The sequence below is a fragment of the Burkholderia sp. Ed8 genome, assembly GCF_040761425.1.
GTDB lineage: Bacteria > Pseudomonadota > Gammaproteobacteria > Burkholderiales > Burkholderiaceae > Burkholderia > Burkholderia seminalis.
Map to the genome: position 1 here is coordinate 2,124,180 of NZ_CP142886.1, position 17,829 is coordinate 2,142,008.

A 17,829-nucleotide genomic window follows, 5' to 3' on the forward strand; every position below is an offset into this window, starting at 1 on the left:
ACGCTTATACCGAGCGGCGAGGAGAAGCGGAGGTGTCAGCGGTCCGCCCACGAAAGGAGCTTGGTACGTGCGGTGGGGCCGCACTAAGCAAGCGAGCACGGGTCACGTGCGATCGCTGCGATCGTTATTGCCGGCCGCCCACTCCGGCCGCTGCCCGAGTGTGTCGAACAGCCGGACGATCTCGCCCTTGACCTTCTGCACCGCGTTGCTGACGAGCGCCGTATCGTGCCAGCACAGCGACAGGTCGCGCGCGAACAGCCGGTGCGCGACCGTCGACAGCTTGAGCTTGCGTTCCTCGATCTCGACGTGCGCGGCCGTCCACGGCAGGATCGTCACGCCGAGCTGCGCCATCACGGCCGCGAACAGCAGCCCGGTCGAACTCGCCTCGAAGCTGATCTCGTACGACAGCCCGGCCTCGCGCATTGCCCAGTCGACGCGGTTGCGGATCGTGTTCGGCGCGCTCGGCAGCACGAGCGGCATCCGCGCGATCGCGTCGAGCGGCACCGGATCGTCCGGCACCTGGAATTCGGGCCACGTGATCAGGTACAGCGTCTCCGTCAGCAGCCGGTGGACCGCGATGCCGCGCGTGTCGACCGCATCGACGACGATCGCGAGATCGAGCCGCGCGCGTTCGAGCAGCGTGTCGAGATCGGCGCTCGGCGCCTCGATCAGCTCCAGCATGATGCCCGGGTAGCGGTCGCGCACCGCGCGGGCGAGCGGAATGGCCAGCACGCGCGCGGTGCTCGACGGCATGCCGACCGTCACGCGGCCCTGCGGCGTGTCGGCGTCGCGGCGCAGCAGCTCGCGCGTGCCGTCGGCCTGGCGCAGCAGGTCGAGCGCGTGCTGGTACAGCGTGCGGCCGGCGGCGGTCGGCGCGACACCGCGCACGCTTCGCTCGAGCAGCTGCATCCCGAGATCCTGTTCGAGATTGCGCATCTGCTGGCTCACCGCCGGCTGTGCGACGTGTAGCGCCTCGCTCGCATGCGTGACGTTGCCGCATTCGACGACCTTCACGAAATAGCGCAACTGTCTCAAGTCCATCGCCGCCGTCTCCCGGTTCGAGTCATAAGCCAATCCGATCGAGCAAGATGAATATCATATTTTTCCGCGATCGATCGGGTTTCTATACTCGTCTCACAAAAGAGCCCGACTGCCGGCCATTCCGGACCGGACGCGGCGAACGTGCCGGCCCTGCCGGCAAGGAGACGAAGATGTTCAAGGCGATCGACGCGCCGGCGGCCGGCGCGAAGCCGCGGCGCACGCCGCTCACGCGCGAGCAGGTGAAGGGCTTCTGGGCCGTCTACGCGGGCTGGGTGCTCGACGGCGTGGATTCGGTGATCTACGCGCTCGTGCTGATTCCCGCGCTGACCGAACTGCTGCCGGCGTCCGGCATCGCGGCGACGCCCGCGAATCTGGGGATGTACGGGTCGATCCTGTTCGCGCTGTTCCTGATCGGCTGGGGGCTGTCGTTCGTCTGGGGGCCGCTCGCCGACCGCTTCGGCCGCGTGCGCACGCTCGCCGCGAGCATCCTGATCTACTCGGTGTTCACGGGCGCGGCCGCGTTCGTGCACGACGTATGGGCGCTGGCCGCGTGCCGGCTGATCGCCGGGATCGGCGTCGGCGGCGAGTGGGCGCTCGCGGGCACCTACGTGGCCGAGAGCTGGCCGGAAGACCGCCGCAAGATGGGCGCCGGTTACCTGCAGACGGGCTACTACTTCGGCTTCTTCATCGCCGCCTGCCTGAACTACACGATCGGCGCGACCTACGGCTGGCGCGCGATGTTCCTGTGCGGTCTGGCGCCCGCATTGCTCGCGGTGTTCACGGTGATGCGCGTGAAGGAGCCCGGGCAGTGGCGTCGGCACGACGCGCGCGACGGCGACGTGGCCGACGCGCGGCGCGCGCACCCGCTGCGCGAGATCTTCGCGCCGGCGTTCCTGCGCCGCACGCTGACGAGCGCGAGCCTCGTCGGCGTCGCGATCGTCGGGCTGTGGGCCGGTTCCGTCTACGAGGCGAGCGCGGTCAGCACGCTGGCGGCGCGCGCGGGCATCGATCATGTCGGCGCGCTGCGGCTCGCGTCCGTTGGTGCGGCGATCCTGTCGTGCGCGACGATCGCCGGCTGCCTGGTCGCACCGTGGCTGTCGGAGCGGCTCGGCCGACGCACCGCGCTCGGCGTGTATTTCGCGGGAATGGCGGCCTCGATCGTGTTCGCGTTCGGCTGGGCGTTCTACCAGCCGAACGGGCTGGCGGCGTTCATGGTGTCGCTCGCGTTCCTCGGTTTCTTCGGCGGCAACTTCGCGATCTTCTCGTTGTGGCTGCCCGAGCAGTACCCGACGCGCGTGCGCGCCACCGCGTTCGCGTTCAACGCGTCGGTCGGCCGCTTCATCGGCGCGGGCGTGAACTTCCTGCTCGGCGCCGCGATTCACGGCTACGGGTCGCTCGGCGTGCCCGTCGCGTGGACGGCGGCCGCGTTCGGACTCGGCATCCTGATCCTGCCGTTCGCGGTCGAAACGCGGCATCAGACGCTGCCCGAATGAGCGCCACACGCGCGTCGTTCGCTTCCACGCCACACCCAGTCATCAATATCAGGAGTCCGGAATGCAGGCATTGAAGGGAATCAAGGTCGTCGATCTGAGTCGCGCGCTGTCGGGGCCGTTCTGCTCGATGGTGCTCGCCGATCTCGGCGCCGACGTGATCAAGGTCGAGTCGGGGCCGCACGGCGACATGAGCCGCGCATGGGGGCCGTTCGATCGCGGCGTGAGCACGTACTACCTGTCCTGCAACCGCAACAAGCGCGGTATCTGCGTGGACTTCCGGCAGCCAGCGGGCCTCGACGTCGTGCGGCGGCTGATCGCGCAGGCCGACGTCGTGATCGAGAATTTCAAGGCCGGCACGATGGATGCGATGGGGCTCGGCTACGCGGCGCTGAGCGCGCATGATCCGCGGCTCGTGATGGGCAGCGTCACCGCGTTCGGCCCGCGCGGCCCGCTGCGCGACTGGCCGGGCTTCGACCAGATCGCGCAGGGTTATGCCGGGCTGATGAGCCTCACCGGGTTCGCGGACGGCGAGCCGACCCGCACGGGTACCGCGATCGGCGATCTCAGCTCGGGAATGTGGGTCGCGACCGGCGTGATGGCCGCACTGTTCGAGCGCGAGCGCACCGGTCGCGGCCAGCATGTCGGCACGTCGCTGCTCGAAAGCCTCGTTGCGCTGCTGAGCGTGCACGGGCAACGCTACCTGAGTCTCGGCGACGTGCCGCGCCGCACCGGCAATGCGCATGCGGTGATCGCGCCGTACGGCGTGTTCGAGACCGCCGACGGGCCGCTCAACCTCGCGCCGATCACGACCGACATGTGGCTGCGGCTGTGCCAGTTGCTGGAGCTGCCCGAGCTGTCGGACGATCCGCGCTTCGCGACCAACGATGCACGCGTCGCGCATCGCGACGAACTCAAGGTGTTGCTCGAAAGCCGGCTGCGCACGCGCGGCAAGCGCGAATGGACGCGGCGTTTCGTCGAAGCCGGGTTGCCGGCCGGGCCGATCAACACGCTCGACGAAGTGTTCGACGATCCGCAGCTCGCGCATTGCGGGCTGGTCGAGCCGGTTGCGCATCCGACGCTCGGCACGCTGCGCCAGGTCGTCACGCCGCTCGGCGGGATGGGCGACGACCTGCCCGCGCCGCGCACGCGCCACGCGCCGCCGCTGCTCGGCGAGCATACGGTCGACGTGCTGCGCGAAGCGGGCTACGGCGACGACGCGATCGACCAACTGCTGGCCGGGCGTGCGATCTTCCAGGCGGAAGCCGTGGCGGAGGCCGTGCAATGACCGCCATGACGAAACACGACAGCGCGTCGACCGTGACGGTCGACATGGTCGGCGAGCGGATCGCGCGCGTGCGGTTCGCGAATCCGGCGCGGCGGCATGCGCTCGACGCACCGTTGCTCGATGCGCTGGTCGCGCACCTCGATGCGCTGGCCGGGCATCGTCCGCCGCCCGTCGTGATCCTGTCGAACGACGGCAGCGGCGACGTGTGGAGCGCGGGGCACGACCTGCGCGAACTGGCGGACGATCGCGATCCGCTCGCCTACGGCAAGCCGCTCGAACGCGCGCTGCGGCGCGTGCGGACCTATCCGGGCGCGGTGGTCGCGGCGGTCGCCGGGTCGGCGTGGGGCGGGGCCGTCGATCTCGTGATGAGCTGCGACCTCGTCGTCGCGGCGCGCGACGCGCGTTTCGCGATGACGCCGGCGAACCTCGGCCTGCCGTACTCGACGAGCGGCCTGCTGCGTTTTTACGACAACCTGCCGATTCACGTGCTGAAGGAAATGTTCTTCTGCGCGCAGCCGCTCGATGCGGCGCGCGCCGCGCATCACGGGCTCGTGAACCGGCTGGCCGAAGCCGGTGGTGTCGACGACGCGGCGCTCGACGTCGCGCGCACGATTGCCGCGAAGGCGCCGCTTGCCGTGCATGCGGTGAAGGAGCAGTTGCGCGTGCTGCAGGACGCGCGGCCGCTGCCTGCCGACGCATTCGAACGGATTGCCGAGTTGCGCCGGCAAGCGTGCGAAGGCGCCGACTTCGACGAAGGGCTGCGTGCGTTTGGCGAGCGCCGAGCGCCGCGGTTTCGCGGCGTCTAGGCGGGTTCGGTCGCGCTGCGGCGGTGCGCTACATGCCGCCGAGCGCGTGCACGCCGACGAGCAGCAACGCGCCGAGCGCGATCAGCAGCAGGGCGTGAATGCGCGTGTAGATCACGCACAGCGTCGACGCCACCGCGATCGCGCGCGCGGCCCAGCCGCCGTCGAGCGCCTGCAGCAGCACCCAGACCGATGCGAGGATCATGCCGGCCGCGACCGGGCGCAGGCCGGCTTCGAGCGCGATCTGCCAGCGCTTGCCCTGGTGCCGCCGCCACAGATGCGCGACGCCGTAGATCAGGAACGCGGTCGGGCCGAACAGCGCAAGCGTCGCGATCACCGCGCCCCAGAAGCCCGCGACCTGCCAGCCGATCAGCGTCGCCAGCAGCGAGCCGGGGCCCGGCGCCATCCGCGCGATCGCGAAGTCGTTCACGAATTGCGTGGCGGTCATCCAGTGATGCATGTCGACGACCTGCCGCTGGATGTCGGCGATGATCGCCTGGCCGCCGCCGATCGTCGCGATCGACAACGGCGCGAATACGCCGAACAGGGCCGCATAACGGGGCGACACGGTCATCGCGTATCGTTCCCGGCCGGTGCCGGTGCCGGTGCCGGTGCCGGTGCCGGTGCCGCGGCCGCGCGGCGGTATTCGAGCGCGACGCTCAGCGTGCCGCCGATCAGCACGGTCCACACGAGCGGCCAGTGCAGCACCGCAACCGACACGAACGTGAGCGCCGTTACCACGAACGGCAGTGCGCGACGCGGCAGCCGCCGCACGGCGGTGACGGCCATCGAGATCGACAGTCCGATCGCCGCGGCTGCGGCGCCTGCGAGCGCGACATGCGTGAGCGGGAAGCGCGTGAGGGTCGAGAACGCGACGCCGAACAGCACGATCAGCACGGCCGGCGGCGCGATGATGCCGGTGAAGCCGGCCACCGCGCCGCGCCATCCGGCGAGGCGGTAGCCGATCCAGATCGCGAGGTTCTTCACGTTGACGCCCGGCAACGCCTGCGACAGCGCGAGGCCGTTGAGGAACGCCTCTTCGTCGAGCCAGCGCCGCTCGTGGACGAAGTCGCGCATCATCCGCCCGCTCAGTCCGCCGCCGAAGCTGGTCAGGCCGATCTGCGTGAACGCGACGAACAGCGCGAGGAGGCCGGGCGGCGGTGCGGCGCCTGCGGGCGGCGCCGGGGAAGTCGTGGCGGTGGACGGGGGCATCGGGCGGGTAGCGCGTGGCGATCGGACGATCGCCCATGTTACAAGCGGCGCCTGTCAGCAGGCTGACATGGGCCCGGCGCCGGTGCGACGGCATCCGCAACGATCCGACGCGCTACGCGCGCACGACCGTCACGCCAGCCGCCTCGATCGGTTTCGTCAGCGCGGTGTCGGTTTCCTGCTCGACGACGACCGTCTGCGCCAGCGTGATCTCGCCGATCACGAACTGCGACGCCGCGCGCAATTTCGATTGCGACGCGAGCACGACGGTCTCGGCCGCGCGTTCCGCCAGCGCGCGCTTGATCGCCGCTTCCTCGAAATCGCCGGTGCTCAGCCCCGCGACCGGATGAACGCCCGTGACGCCCATGAAGTACAGGTCCGCGTGGACGCGTGCGATGCCTTCCATCGCCGCCGCGCCGACCGCGACGATCGAATGCTTGTAGAGCCGGCCGCCGATCAGGATCACGTCGATCGACGGATGCGCGGCCAGCGCGACCGCGACGCTCGGGCTGTGCGTGACGATCGTCGCGCGCAGGTCGGCCGGCAACTGGCCGACGAGCAGCGCGGAGGTCGTGCCGCCGTCGATGATCGCGACCTGGCCGGGCGCGATCATCTCCGCGGCCCGCCGCGCGATGCGCCGCTTTTCCGCCGTCTCGAGCGCCTCGCGCTGCGCGAACGGCGCGACGGCCGGCGACGCCGGCAGCGCGCCGCCATGCACGCGCTGCAGCAGGCCTTCGGCCGCGAGCTCGCGCAGGTCGCGGCGCACCGTGTCTTCGGACACGCCGAATTGCGCGCTCAGCTCGACGGCCAGCACCTGGCCGTCGCGCGCGAGCGCATCGAGGATCGCCTTCTTGCGTTGGGTCGTCAGCATCGTGATTGCACGAAAATTCTTGAAATTGCACGAAACTGCACGTTACCATGGGCGCCGTCTTTTGTCGAACGGGAGGCTGCAATGGCTGCAACGCATGACCGGGTGCGCATCGTCGATACGACGGTGCTGTCCGATGACTGGTATGTGCTCAGGAAGGTGACCTTCGATTTCCGGCGCCGCGACGGAACGTGGCAGCGCCTGAGCCGCGAGACCTACGATCGCGGCAACGGCGCGACGATCCTGCTGCGCCATGCCGGCACGGGCGACGTGCTGCTGACGCGGCAGTTCCGGATGCCGGCGTTCGTGAGCGGCCACGACGGCATGCTGCTCGAAGCGGCGGCCGGCCTGCTCGACGACGAAACACCCGAAGCGCGCATCCGCGCGGAGGCCGAGGAGGAGACCGGCTATCGCGTGCGCGGCGTGCGCAAGGTGTTCGAGGCGTTCATGAGCCCCGGCTCCGTGACGGAGAAGCTGCATTTCTTCGTCGGCGAATACGATGCGTCGCTTCGCACCGGCGACGGCGGCGGCGTCGCGGAGGAGGGCGAGGATCTCGAAGTCGTCGAGATGCCGCTGCAGGCGGCGCTGGACGCGGTCGAGCGCGGCGAGATCGTCGACGCGAAGACGATCATGCTGCTGCAGTACGCCGCGCTGCGGGAAACCGCCGGCGCGCGCGCCGCATGAGGCCGCGGCTCGTGCTGGTCGCCGGCCCCTACCGCAGCGGCACCGACGGCGACCCCGCGCGCATCGCCGCGAACCTGCACCGGCTGGAGGTGGCGGCGCTCGCCGTGTATCGCCGCGGGCATGTGCCGATGATCGGCGAGTGGGTATCGCTGCCGCTCGCGGTCGCGGCCGGGTCGCGGCAGGTCGGGGACGCGATCAGCGAGACGTTCCTGTATCCGGCCGCGCACCGGCTGTTGCGACGTTGCGATGCGGTGCTGCGGATCGACGGCGCATCGCGCGGAGCGGACATGGATGTCGGCCTTGCACGGCAGCTCGGCAAGCCGGTCTATTTCTCGGCCGACGCGATTCCGGTCGCGCAGGACGATTCGGATCGCTAAGCGGGCAGCGCGGCGCCGGGCCGACGGTTCGCGGGCGGCCTCGCCGTAGCGGCTGCTGTCCGCATGGGGGCGGCCGGACGAGCGTGGCATCGCGCCGCTGTATCGCGCTGGCGTCGCGACGCTCGAACGGGCGTATGATCGCGTCGCCACCCGCGCAACGTTCGACGTTACCGCCTCCCCATCATGCCGTTCTCCGATTCCGTTGATTCCGCCGCCGCGCAACTGCCCGCCGATCTCGTCGCCGCCGCCGTCGATGCGCTCGCACGCGCTGACGCGTTGCTCGTGACGGCCGGCGCGGGTATCGGCGTCGATTCGGGGCTGCCCGATTTTCGTGGCACGGACGGCTTCTGGCGCGCATATCCGGCGCTGCGTCACGCGCGTCTCGAATTCCACGAGATTGCGTCGCCGCACGCATTTCGCGCGCGTGCGCCGCTCGCGTGGGGATTCTACGGGCACCGTCTGGCGCTCTATCGCGCGACGGTGCCGCATGCGGGCTTCGCGATCCTGCGCCGCTGGATCGACGCGATGCCGAACGGCGGCTTCGTGCTGACGAGCAACGTCGACGGCCAGTTCCAGAAAGCCGGCTTCGATCCGGCGCGCATCGTCGAGATTCACGGGTCGATTCACGCGATGCAGTGCCTGCGGCCGTGCACGGACGATACGTGGGAGGCGGCGCCGTTCGTGCCGGATGTCGACGAGGCGACGTGCCGCCTGATCGGCGACATGCCGGGCTGTCCGCATTGCGGCGGCCTCGCGCGGCCGAACATCCTGATGTTCGGCGATACCGGCTGGCTCGGTGCGCGCTACGACGCGCAGGAACGCGCGCTGGAAGACTGGATCGCGCAGGCCGGGCGCGTCGCCGTGGTCGAGATCGGCGCGGGCACCGCGATTCCGACCGTGCGGCTGCTGAGCGAACGGCTCGGTGCGGACGTGATCCGCATCAACGCGCGCGAAGCGCAGGCGCGCCGTTCCGACGTGATCGGGCTGGAAGGCGGTGCGCTTGCGACGTTGACCACGCTCGATCGCGCGTGGCGCGGCGGCTGAGCACCTCGCCACGGGCCGAGCGGCGCCGATCGCGCCGTTACGGCCGGGCGACGAGCGCCTGCACGAGGGCCGGCGCGACGGGCGAACCGAGGCCGGTGACGTAGTCGTAGCCGCCGGCCGCGCTGCAGACGCTGCCGCAAGTGCCGTTGGACCCGGTCGTCACGTCGTGAAAGGCGCTGCCGTACGCGTTCTTGCCGACCGTATAAAGCGCATCGTAGGTGCCGCTCAACGACCGCTTGCCGGCCGCGGCGCGCAGCGAATTCGCGATCGCGACGAGCGCCGACCATTGCGGCGCGCCCGCGCTCGTGCCGCCGACCTGGAACCAGCCGGCCTGCCCCTGATAGGCGACCGAGTCGTACACCGCGAAGCCGCTGGACGGATTCGCGTCGTAGCTGACGTCGGGCACGCCGCGCTTGCCGGCCACCGGAATCGGCCATGCCGTCTGGCCGGCCGGCTCGGCCTCGGTGGTGCTCACGCCGCCGCCGCTGCCGCTCCACGCCGCTTCGCCGACGTAGTTGCCGGCGCTGTCGGACGACAGCGTCGTGCCGCCGACCGACACCACGTACGGCGACGCGGCCGGGTATTCGGTCCCGGTGCCGCTGTCGCCGGACGACGCGACGAACGTGACGCCCGCGACGCTGAAGTGGCCGTCGAAGCCGGTCTCGCTGCTGAACTCGTTGCCGCCGAAACTCATCGATACGACCGACGCCCCGCGCTTGACGGCCACGTCGACCGCGGCCAGGAGGTCGCTGAAGCTGGCCGACGCGGCCTCGACGAGCATGATCTTCGCCTTCGGCGCGATCGCATGCACCCATTCGACGTCGAGCGAGATCTCGAGCGCCCAGCCCGAATCGGTCTTCGGCCGTGCGCCATGCGCGTACACCTTGGTGAAACAGCCGTTCGACGACGTGCAGGCCGGCAGCGAGAACGCGTTGCTGAACACGCCAAGGTCCGACTCGATCTTCGGATCGTCGTATGCGTCGACGATCGCGACGACCATCCCGTCGCCCTGGTTCGCGATCGAGTCGAACCCGTATGCGTGCCGCGTGAGCGCGGGCGTGAGGCCCGCGATCGTGGCCGTGCTCGCGCGCTGCTTCGTGTGGAACGGCGGCCGCGCGAATCCTTTCGGCGCGCGGTTGCCTTCGACGTAGGACTGCGGCCCGTTGCCGTCGGCGAGCACGCCGCCCGATGCGAGCAGCGACGTGCACAGCGCCGGAATCAACATGGATGACAGGCGGATCTTGTTCATTTCTCGAGTCTCCATGTCGATGGAGTGGCGTGGCGAAACAATTTTACGAAATCGACGGAATCAATTGAATCGAATATCGGCAGGATGCGGGAATGCCTGATGAGGGTAAATCCGTGGAATGCCCGTATAAGCAGACGTTTGCCGGGTCGACGGGGGAAATGAATTGTCTTTTTGTCTTTTAAAAATCCGATAAATAATCATCGTATTAAAACGAATTTGTCATGACGGATTGAATTGTTCGGAAATATCGATTACGTCGCGCTGGCGAAAATAACGGAAGGCCTCGAACAGCCGCGACACGATCGGGCGCGTACCGGCTCGCCTGCCGGCATTGCCGCCGTCGCGCGATTCCGCATACAGTTCAGCGTGGGCCGTGTCCGCCGCGCGGCGTCGTCAGTGAGGAGTGGCCTTGTTCTATTCGATCGTCGCGATCTTCGTCGGCGCCGGGCTCGGCGCGCTGCTGCGCTGGTTCCTGAGCCTCGCGCTCAACGCACTCTTTCCGGCCGTGCCGCTCGGTACGCTCGCGTCGAACCTGATCGGCGGCTACGTGATCGGCGTGGCCGCCGTCGTGTTCACGGCGCGCGTCGGGCTGCCGCCCGAGTGGCGGCTGTTCGTGATCACGGGTTTCCTCGGCGGCCTCACGACGTTCTCGACCTATTCGGTCGAAGTGATGACGCATGCGCTCGAGGGCGAATTCGGATGGGCATTGGCGGTGGCTGCCCTACACTTGACTGGATCGTTCGCGCTGACGGCGCTCGGCATGTGGACCGCGCGCGCGTGGCTTGCGGCGGCCTGAGCCGGCCGCCATCGGAGGGTGCGATGGACCGCGTCTTCTTGCGCTTTTACGTGCACGAGCAGCACCGGCTGCACTGGAAACCGCTGTGGGAATGGCTGCTGGAGGAGGCGAACCGGATGGGCGTCGCGGGCGGGTCCGCGTTTCGCGCGATGGCCGGCTTCGGCCAGCATCGCGTGCTGCACGAGGACCGCTTCTTCGAACTGCAAGGTTCGCTCGCGATCGAGGTCGAATTCATCGTCACCGAGGACGAGGCGCAGCGGTTGCTCGAGCGGCTGTCGCACGAGAAAGTACGCGTGTGCTACGCGATGATGCCGGCGCGCTTCGGCGTGATCGACACGCTCGGCGCACCGCCGGCGCAGGGGCCGGCGGCGTAGGGTGGCGTCGACTCAGATACCGAACATCGTCAGCGACACGGCGGCGCGCGTGACGATCATCAGCAGCACCTGCACGATCACGAACAACAGGATCGGCGACAGGTCGATGCCGCCGAGGTTCGGGATCACGCGGCGCAGCGGGTTCAGGAACGGCGCGGTGAGCTGGTAGAGGATCGGCATCGCCGGCGAGCGCGGGTTGAGCCACGACAGCAGCGCCATCAGGATCGTCATCCAGATCACGAGATTGAGCGCCCACTTCACGACGGTGAGCAGCGCGACCACGACGAGCGTCGCGATCACCGCGGCCGGATCGAAGCCGGCCATCACGACCATCAGCACGACGTAGACGAGCGCGGTGAGCAGCGCGGCGACGACGCTGGCCCAGTCGATGCCGCGCACGCCGGCGATCACGCGGCGCAGCGGCAGCACGAGCCAGTTGGTCGCCTGCAGCACGGCCTGCGTGACGGGGTTGTACGGCGGCACGCGGACGGCCTGCATCCAGACGCGCAGGATCAGCGCGGCGCCGAACAGCGTGAAGACGGTATTGAGCAGAAAACGGGCGATCTCGCCGAACATCGTTGGCATCCTTTTTATACAGTCAGTAGCGTGCGGCCGCCAACGCCGGTTGGCGGCGCATCGGCCGACACCTTATCACGCCTCGTCGCGCGACGGGGAGGGGGGCGCGGCCGTGCGCGCGAGCGACGTTTCGACGGCTTCGGCCAGCGCCGGCAGCGACGCCGGCGGGGCGGCGCGCTTCGCCGCGAGCGCGACCGCGCGGCGCGTCAGCAGTGCATACAGCGCCGCGTGATCGCCGCCGCGCGCCTCGAGCAGCGCGAGCTGGCGTTCGACGATACCCGTATCGCCGCGCGACACCGGGCCGGCCAGCGCGTTGGCGAGCCCCTTGTCGCGGGCGGTCTCGATCGTGCCGGCGAGCATCGGCAGCAGCGCGCGCAGCGCGGCATCCTCGTCGAAGCCGAGGCCGCGCCACAGCTCGACCGCTTCCGACAGCCCGCACAGCGCGAAGCTCGCCGCGTAGTGCGCGGCCGCGTGGTAGAGCATCCGGCCGCCGGCCGGAATCGACAGCGGATGGCAGCCGAGTGCGGCAGCAAGCCGCAGCAGCGTCGCATGCAGCGCGCCGTCGGCTTCGATCGTGACCGAGCAGCCGTCGATGCGCGCGAGGTCGGCATCGGTGCCGCCGAACAGGTAGAGCGGATGAAAGCCGCCGGTGGCCACGCCTTGCTGCTTCGCCGGATCGAGCAGCGCAACCGCCGACGCGCCGCTGCAGTGGACGACCGCCTGGCCGGCGGCGCGCGACGCGTCGAAGCGCAGCGCCGCGGCGGTCGGTGCGAGATGGTCGTCGGGCACCGTCACGAAGATCAGGTCGGCGGCATCGGCAACCTGCTGCGGCGTATCGACTGCCCGGCACCCGTCGATGCGCGCGGCGAGGTCGGCCGCCGACGCGGGCGTGCGGCTCGCGATCGCGACGACGGGGAAGCCGGCTTGCGCGAAGCGCTGCGCGACGCAGCGCGCGAGGCGGCCGGCACCGATGAAGCCGAGGCGGGGGATGTCGGGAAGCGGCATGGCGGCGGACGTAAGCAAAAACGAAGCAACCGCCAGTATCGCAGGAATGTCGGTGGCGCTGCGCAAGGGCGGCTGCCGTGCCATGGCAGGTATTCATGACCGGTGTGCGGCCCGGTCTCCCTGCGTACCGATGCCCGGCGTCACGGCCGAATGACGACCGGAGAATCCGACCCCGAAACATGGCGCGTGCCCGCGGCGCTTGAAATGTCGGCATCTTGTCTCAAATTTGTAATCGTTCATTACGTGCGTGTACCCGCTGCGCGTGCCGTATCCGGTAAGACTGACCGGCCCGTGCGTCGCGACCCGAGTCGTCGGACGGAATCGCGCGTTCCGCAAGGGTCGCCGCCCGCTCAGGACGCCATGCCGCAGGGCATCTCCCGCTGCGTGCAATTGCAATTTGCAACAAATGCGCGATACGCGAGGGGCGGGTTTTCGCTACATTGCTTCCATGCGACGTGCATGTCCGCCGTTGCCGACAGGAGCGCACAAAATACCGCTCCAGCAGGAGAATCGAAGTGAAAAAGCTCATTCCGTTCATCGCCGCCGCCGCGCTGGGCCTGGGTGCCGCAAGCGCCGCGCAGGCTCACGTGTCGATCGGGGTCGGCATCGGTATCCCGGTCGCGCCTGCGTACCCCGTTTATGCACCGCCGCCGCCCGTGTACTACGCGCCGCCGCCTCCGCCCGTCTATTACGCGCCTGCGCCGGCCTACTATGCGCCGCCGCCCGCCGTGGTCGTCGGCGGCTACTACGGTCGCCCGTACTGGCGTCACGGTTACGGCGGCTGGGGCCACCACGGCTACTGGCGTCGCTGATTCGTCCCGCGCGGCCTGACCGCGCGTGGCAAAACGGCGCAGCGTCCCGCGAGGGGCGCTGCGCCGTTTTTCTTTGCGGCGGCCGCTTGACGGGCGGCCCGTGCGGGCCGTCGTCGCCTACACCGCGTGCACGATCAGGTCGCGGTAGCCGCCGACGATCACGCTGTACGAGAAATACGCGAACAGCAGCGCCGACGCGATATGGCACGCGCGCATCAGCCCGGCGCCCGCGCGCTTGCGGCCCTGGCTCGCGAGCGTGCACATGAAGAGCGTCCACGCGAGGCCGCCGAGGAAGAAGCCCGACAGGAACACCGACGCGGTGGCCGGCGTGGTCGCGCCGGCCTTTGCGATCAGTGCGCCGCCGACCGCCGCGAACCACAGGATCGCGCTCGGCGACGACATCGCGAGCAGCATCCCGCGCAGGAAGCTGCGCCGCGCGCTCGCCCGCGGCTGCGGGGCGTCGTCCGCGTCGTCGTCGGCCGCACTGGCCGGCGCCAGTGCTTCGCGCGCCATCTTCCACGTGAGAAACAGCAGGACCGCGCCGCCGCCGATCCACACGATCCAGCGCACGGGCTCGAACTGCAGCAGCACGGCCATTCCCGCGAGCGCGAGCGCCGCATAGACGAGATCGCCGACGCACGAGCCGAGGCCGAGCCAGAAACCCGGCCGGAAGCCGTGCGATAGCGTCAGCGACAGCATCGCGACGTTCACGAGGCCGATGTCGAGACAGAGCGACAGCGACAGGAAGAAACCGTCGGACAGCATGGAGGCGGGTGGAAAACTCATCTTCGTCGTTCTTGTGGCGATGGCGAGGCACGGGCCGGCGCGCGCCGGCCGCATGGCGTCAGAGGCCGATCTCCTGCCAGAGCCGGTCGACGCGCGCCTTCACGGCCGCGTCCATCTCGATCGGGCGGCCCCATTCGCGATTCGTCTCGCCGGGCCACTTGTTGGTCGCGTCGAGCCCCATCTTCGAGCCGAGACCGGCCACCGGCGATGCGAAGTCGAGATAGTCGATCGGCGTGCTGTCGACCATCACCGTGTCGCGCACGGGGTCGACGCGCGTCGTGATCGCCCAGATCACTTCCTTCCAGTCGCGGATGTTCACGTCCTCGTCGACGACCACGATGAACTTCGTATACATGAACTGCCGCAGGAAGCTCCACACGCCGAACATCACGCGCTTCGCGTGGCCCGCGTAGCTCTTCTTCATCTGGACGATGGCAATCCGGTAGCTGCAGCCTTCGGGCGGCAGGTAGAAGTCGGTGATCTCGGAGAACTGCTTCTGCAGCAGCGGCACGAACACTTCGTTGAGCGCGACGCCGAGCACGGCGGGCTCGTCGGGCGGCTTGCCGGTGTAGGTCGAGTGGTAGATCGCGTCGCGGCGCATCGTGATGCGCTCGACGGTGAACACCGGGAACCACTCCTGCTCGTTGTAATAGCCGGTGTGATCGCCGTACGGGCCTTCGAGCGCGTGCTCGTACGCGGCCGACGCGTTGCCGGCCGGGCGCGGCGGTGCGCCGGCAGGCGCGGGGGCAGGGGCGCCTTCCTGCGGATGGATGAAGCCTTCGAGCACGATTTCCGCGCGCGCGGGCACCTGCAGCGTGTCGACGCCGGGCGTCAGGCACTTCGCGAGCTCCGTGCGGCTGCCGCGCAGCAGGCCGGCGAACTGGTACTCGGACAGCGAATCGGGCACCGGCGTCACCGCGCCGAGCGTCGTGGCCGGATCGGCGCCGAGCACGACCGCGACCGGGTACGGCTTGCCGGGGTTCCGCAGCGCGAACTCGCGGAAGTCGAGTGCGCCGCCGCGATGGGCGAGCCAGCGCATGATCAGCTTGTTGCGGCCGATCAGCTGCTGGCGGTAGATGCCGAGATTCTGGCGCGACTTGTTCGGCCCGCGCGTGACCGTCAGGCCCCACGTGACGAGCGGCCCCGCATCGCCGGGCCAGCAGGTCTGGATCGGCAGCTTGTTCAGGTCGACGTCGTTGCCTTCCCAGACGATCTCCTGGCACGGCGGCGACGATACCGACTTCGGCGCCATGTCCCACACGGCCTTCGCGAGCGACAGCAGCTTGCCGGCATCCTTCAGGCTCTTCGGCGGATCGGGTTCCTTCAGCGCGGAGAGCAGGCGCCCGAGATCGCGCAGCGAATCGAGCGCGGCGTCGTCGCCCGCATCGACGCCCATCCCGAGCGCGACGCGGCGCGGCGTGCCGAACAGGTTGCCGAGCACGGGAAACGCATGGCCGGTCGGTGCGTTGAACAGCAGCGCCGGGCCGCCGGCGCGCAGCACGCGGTCGCACAGCTCGGTCATTTCGAGCACGGGCGACACGGGTTGCGTGACGCGCCGCAGTTCGCCGAGCGCCTCGAGGCGCTGGATGAAATCGCGTAAGTCTTTGTATTTCATGAAGAAGGTCCGGGCCGCCCGCATGACGGGCGGCGATGGGCGGGCGCAGCGGCCGGCTGCGGCCCCGAATCGACCGACGATTTTACCCCGCGCCGCCGCGCGGCCGCCCGGCAGAGAAAAAAGTCGATCGCGCGCAAACCCCCTACGGCACGGGATTTGCGATCTGAAGGCTCGTCTCAAATTACTTTTTGTTATAGATTTGAGTTTTTATAGTGTTGACGATCTATAAAACCCTGCTAGAATCCGCTCACATTGGCTGCAGGGTAAAAGGCTTCGAGCCGCCAATCACCGATCTTTGACGCAGCGCGTCACCGTCCGCCGAATCCTGCACGGCGTATCCGACGGCCTTAGTCGTAGTCCCAGCCAGCGCTACCAGACGCTGGTTTTTTGCGTGGGTGCCACCGCGTATGCCCGCCTCGCCCATTGTGCGAAGGTGCCGGCCCTCTTACACCGTGGCCTCGAACGGTACTTATACCGTTTCCCCGATGCCTGCACGTCCCAACCAAGGCGTGCGGCGTCGTGATTCCGCGGCGCGTTTTCTGTCTCGCCATCGAGCTGAGCGAGCCGCACGAGTCATGTTCATGGGAGATGATCTGAATGAACGCTTGGTTATCGTGGCGTCCCAATGAGCAGCATGCGCAGATCGTGCGCAACATGCTGCGTCGCGGGACGCGTGTCAGTCACCATCTATTCAGCGTTGTCGGCTGTTTCGCTGTCGCGGTTGCGCTTGCACTGTGGCTGCTGCCAACCGTCCGCGGCACGCTCGCCGCGAAGCTGATGCCGGTCGTATCCGCGGCCGTGCAGGCCGGGCCCGCCCGTTTGCTGTCCGGCCATCCGCTGCCGAACTTCGCGCCTGCCGGCGCGCAGCCGCAGCAGGAAGATGCGCCTGAAGCGGACGCGCTCGCGGTCGGCCTCGACGTCGCACCGGAAGCCGCCGCACCGGGCGCCCAGGCCGATGCATCCGATCCGGCCCGCAACGGCCCGTCGCCGGTCGCGCTGGCCAAGCTGATTCCCGCCCAGCGGGTTGCCGCCGATGCGCGCGACGATCGTGCGCTGGCGTCGAACCGCGAACAGGCGCTCGTCGCGACCTACCTGTCGCGCCGTTACCGCGTCGCGCAGGAGCCGCTCGGCCAGCTCGTCAAGGCGGCGTTCCAGACCGGCCGCGACGTCGGCCTCGATCCGCTGCTGCTGCTGTCCGTGATGGCGATCGAGTCGGGCTTCAACCCGTATGCCGAAAGCGGCGTCGGCGCGAAGGGCCTGATGCAGGTCATGTCGAAGGTCCATTCCGACAAGTTCGAATATTTCGGCGGCACCGATACGGCGCTGCAGCCGCTCGCGAACCTGCAGGTCGGCGCGCTGGTGCTGAAGGACTGCATCGCACGCGGCGGCTCGCTCGCGAACGGCTTGCGCATGTACAACGGTTCGACGAACCCCGACGACAACGGCTACGGTTCGAAGGTGATGGCCGAGCGCGGCCGCCTGCGCGACGTCGCGCGCGGCCGCAGCGTGCCGATCAATGCACCGCAGGCACCGGCCCAGCCGGCGAAGCCGATCGTCACGGCCGCCGTGACGGCGGCGGCAGGCGGCGCAAAGCGCGTGCACGCGACGCTCGACAGCGCGACGTCGGTGAAGGCCGCGCCGAAGGAAGCGTCGCCGCAGGACGACGCGAGCGTCGACACCGCGAAGCAGTCGCACGGCGATCGTTCGGAGCTCGGCGCGTAACGTCACGCGTTTCGCGCGGTTCCGGCCGGCAGGCCATGAAAAAGGCACCCGATCCGGGTGCCTTTTCTTTTTGCGGCGGGTGAAACGCCC

Annotated in this window: 19 protein-coding genes; 10 read left to right on the forward strand and 9 right to left on the reverse strand. The window is 69.1% G+C overall.

The features are described from left to right. Nucleotides 1-102: 102 nt before the first annotated feature. Nucleotides 103-1,041 (reverse strand): LysR substrate-binding domain-containing protein, encoded by a 939-nt coding sequence (locus VXM69_RS23745; protein WP_034187311.1) that lies wholly within the window; start codon nucleotides 1,039-1,041, stop codon nucleotides 103-105. Between the two features lie 170 nt (nucleotides 1,042-1,211). Between VXM69_RS23745 and VXM69_RS23750 the strand changes: the two genes are divergently transcribed. From VXM69_RS23750 to scpB, 3 genes are all read left to right on the forward strand, one after another. Then, nucleotides 1,212-2,534, forward strand: coding sequence for an MFS transporter (locus tag VXM69_RS23750; RefSeq protein ID WP_124607808.1), 1,323 nt, complete (start codon nucleotides 1,212-1,214; stop codon nucleotides 2,532-2,534). A gap of 61 nt (nucleotides 2,535-2,595) precedes the next feature. Further along, nucleotides 2,596-3,819: a CaiB/BaiF CoA-transferase family protein gene (locus tag VXM69_RS23755; RefSeq protein ID WP_059557175.1), complete on the forward strand. Its 1,224-nt coding sequence runs from the start codon at nucleotides 2,596-2,598 to the stop codon at nucleotides 3,817-3,819. Then, nucleotides 3,816-4,625: a methylmalonyl-CoA decarboxylase gene (gene scpB, locus VXM69_RS23760; protein ID WP_034187314.1), complete on the forward strand. Its 810-nt coding sequence runs from the start codon at nucleotides 3,816-3,818 to the stop codon at nucleotides 4,623-4,625. Before VXM69_RS23755 ends, scpB begins: the two co-directional genes overlap by 4 nt. Before the next feature lie 28 nt (nucleotides 4,626-4,653). Here the strand turns inward: scpB and VXM69_RS23765 are convergent, their stop codons facing one another. The 3 genes from VXM69_RS23765 to VXM69_RS23775 all read right to left on the reverse strand — a co-directional run bounded on the left by VXM69_RS23765 (nucleotide 4,654) and on the right by VXM69_RS23775 (nucleotide 6,702). Next, nucleotides 4,654-5,196 carry a chromate transporter gene (locus VXM69_RS23765; protein ID WP_367189318.1) on the reverse strand — a complete coding sequence of 181 codons (543 nt, stop codon included), beginning with the start codon at nucleotides 5,194-5,196 and terminating at the stop codon, nucleotides 4,654-4,656. After that, nucleotides 5,193-5,834 (reverse strand): chromate transporter, encoded by a 642-nt coding sequence (locus VXM69_RS23770; protein WP_367189319.1) that lies wholly within the window; start codon nucleotides 5,832-5,834, stop codon nucleotides 5,193-5,195. Before VXM69_RS23770 ends, VXM69_RS23765 begins: the two co-directional genes overlap by 4 nt. 112 nt (nucleotides 5,835-5,946) lie before the next feature. Further along, entirely contained in the window at nucleotides 5,947-6,702 is a 756-nt protein-coding gene (locus tag VXM69_RS23775) for a DeoR/GlpR family DNA-binding transcription regulator (RefSeq protein ID WP_034187317.1), read from the reverse strand. An 81-nt stretch (nucleotides 6,703-6,783) separates the two neighbouring features. On the opposite strand from VXM69_RS23775, the gene VXM69_RS23780 reads away from it, so the two are divergent. The 3 genes from VXM69_RS23780 (at nucleotide 6,784) to VXM69_RS23790 (ending at nucleotide 8,804) form a co-directional block, all read left to right on the forward strand. Beyond that, the gene (locus VXM69_RS23780) at nucleotides 6,784-7,383 is read left to right on the forward strand and encodes an NUDIX domain-containing protein (RefSeq protein ID WP_049029857.1); all 600 of its coding nucleotides are present in this window, start codon (nucleotides 6,784-6,786) and stop codon (nucleotides 7,381-7,383) included. Next, nucleotides 7,380-7,760 carry a DUF4406 domain-containing protein gene (locus VXM69_RS23785; RefSeq protein ID WP_367189320.1) on the forward strand — a complete coding sequence of 127 codons (381 nt, stop codon included), beginning with the start codon at nucleotides 7,380-7,382 and terminating at the stop codon, nucleotides 7,758-7,760. The genes VXM69_RS23780 and VXM69_RS23785 overlap by 4 nt, the downstream gene beginning before the upstream one ends. A 183-nt stretch (nucleotides 7,761-7,943) precedes the next feature. Beyond that, nucleotides 7,944-8,804: a Sir2 family NAD-dependent protein deacetylase gene (locus VXM69_RS23790; protein ID WP_049031360.1), complete on the forward strand. Its 861-nt coding sequence runs from the start codon at nucleotides 7,944-7,946 to the stop codon at nucleotides 8,802-8,804. A 37-nt stretch (nucleotides 8,805-8,841) separates the two neighbouring features. Here VXM69_RS23790 and VXM69_RS23795 read toward each other — a convergent pair whose 3' ends face one another. Further along, entirely contained in the window at nucleotides 8,842-10,053 is a 1,212-nt protein-coding gene (locus tag VXM69_RS23795; protein WP_367189321.1) for a peptidase S8/S53 subtilisin kexin sedolisin, read from the reverse strand. A gap of 409 nt (nucleotides 10,054-10,462) precedes the next feature. Here VXM69_RS23795 and crcB point away from each other — a divergent pair, with 409 nt between their 5' ends. Next, the gene (crcB, locus tag VXM69_RS23800; protein ID WP_034187322.1) at nucleotides 10,463-10,849 is read left to right on the forward strand and encodes a fluoride efflux transporter CrcB; all 387 of its coding nucleotides are present in this window, start codon (nucleotides 10,463-10,465) and stop codon (nucleotides 10,847-10,849) included. Nucleotides 10,850-10,872: 23 nt separating this feature from the next. Next, complete coding sequence (locus VXM69_RS23805) at nucleotides 10,873-11,223, forward strand: DUF190 domain-containing protein (protein ID WP_034187323.1); 351 nt, start codon at nucleotides 10,873-10,875, stop codon at nucleotides 11,221-11,223. Between the two features lie 12 nt (nucleotides 11,224-11,235). On the opposite strand, the gene VXM69_RS23810 is transcribed toward VXM69_RS23805, so the two are convergent. Together VXM69_RS23810 and VXM69_RS23815 are read right to left on the reverse strand one after the other, a co-directional pair. Then, nucleotides 11,236-11,799 carry a YggT family protein gene (locus VXM69_RS23810; protein WP_006488584.1) on the reverse strand — a complete coding sequence of 188 codons (564 nt, stop codon included), beginning with the start codon at nucleotides 11,797-11,799 and terminating at the stop codon, nucleotides 11,236-11,238. Between the two features lie 75 nt (nucleotides 11,800-11,874). Further along, nucleotides 11,875-12,804, reverse strand: a complete 930-nt coding sequence (locus tag VXM69_RS23815) for a DUF2520 domain-containing protein (protein ID WP_034187324.1) — start codon at nucleotides 12,802-12,804, stop codon at nucleotides 11,875-11,877. Nucleotides 12,805-13,319: 515 nt separating this feature from the next. On the opposite strand from VXM69_RS23815, the gene VXM69_RS23820 reads away from it, so the two are divergent. After that, the gene (locus tag VXM69_RS23820; RefSeq protein ID WP_006488565.1) at nucleotides 13,320-13,616 is read left to right on the forward strand and encodes a hypothetical protein; all 297 of its coding nucleotides are present in this window, start codon (nucleotides 13,320-13,322) and stop codon (nucleotides 13,614-13,616) included. 117 nt (nucleotides 13,617-13,733) lie between these two features. On the opposite strand, the gene VXM69_RS23825 is transcribed toward VXM69_RS23820, so the two are convergent. Continuing rightward, on the reverse strand, nucleotides 13,734-14,402 hold the full coding sequence (locus VXM69_RS23825; protein WP_069706104.1) for a LysE family transporter: 669 nt from the start codon (nucleotides 14,400-14,402) through the stop codon (nucleotides 13,734-13,736). Nucleotides 14,403-14,460: 58 nt separating this feature from the next. Beyond that, nucleotides 14,461-16,017 (reverse strand): UbiD family decarboxylase, encoded by a 1,557-nt coding sequence (locus tag VXM69_RS23830; RefSeq protein WP_367189323.1) that lies wholly within the window; start codon nucleotides 16,015-16,017, stop codon nucleotides 14,461-14,463. 597 nt (nucleotides 16,018-16,614) lie between these two features. Between VXM69_RS23830 and VXM69_RS23835 the strand changes: the two genes are divergently transcribed. Next, entirely contained in the window at nucleotides 16,615-17,739 is a 1,125-nt protein-coding gene (locus tag VXM69_RS23835) for a lytic transglycosylase domain-containing protein (RefSeq protein ID WP_226251652.1), read from the forward strand. Nucleotides 17,740-17,829: the final 90 nt, after the last annotated feature.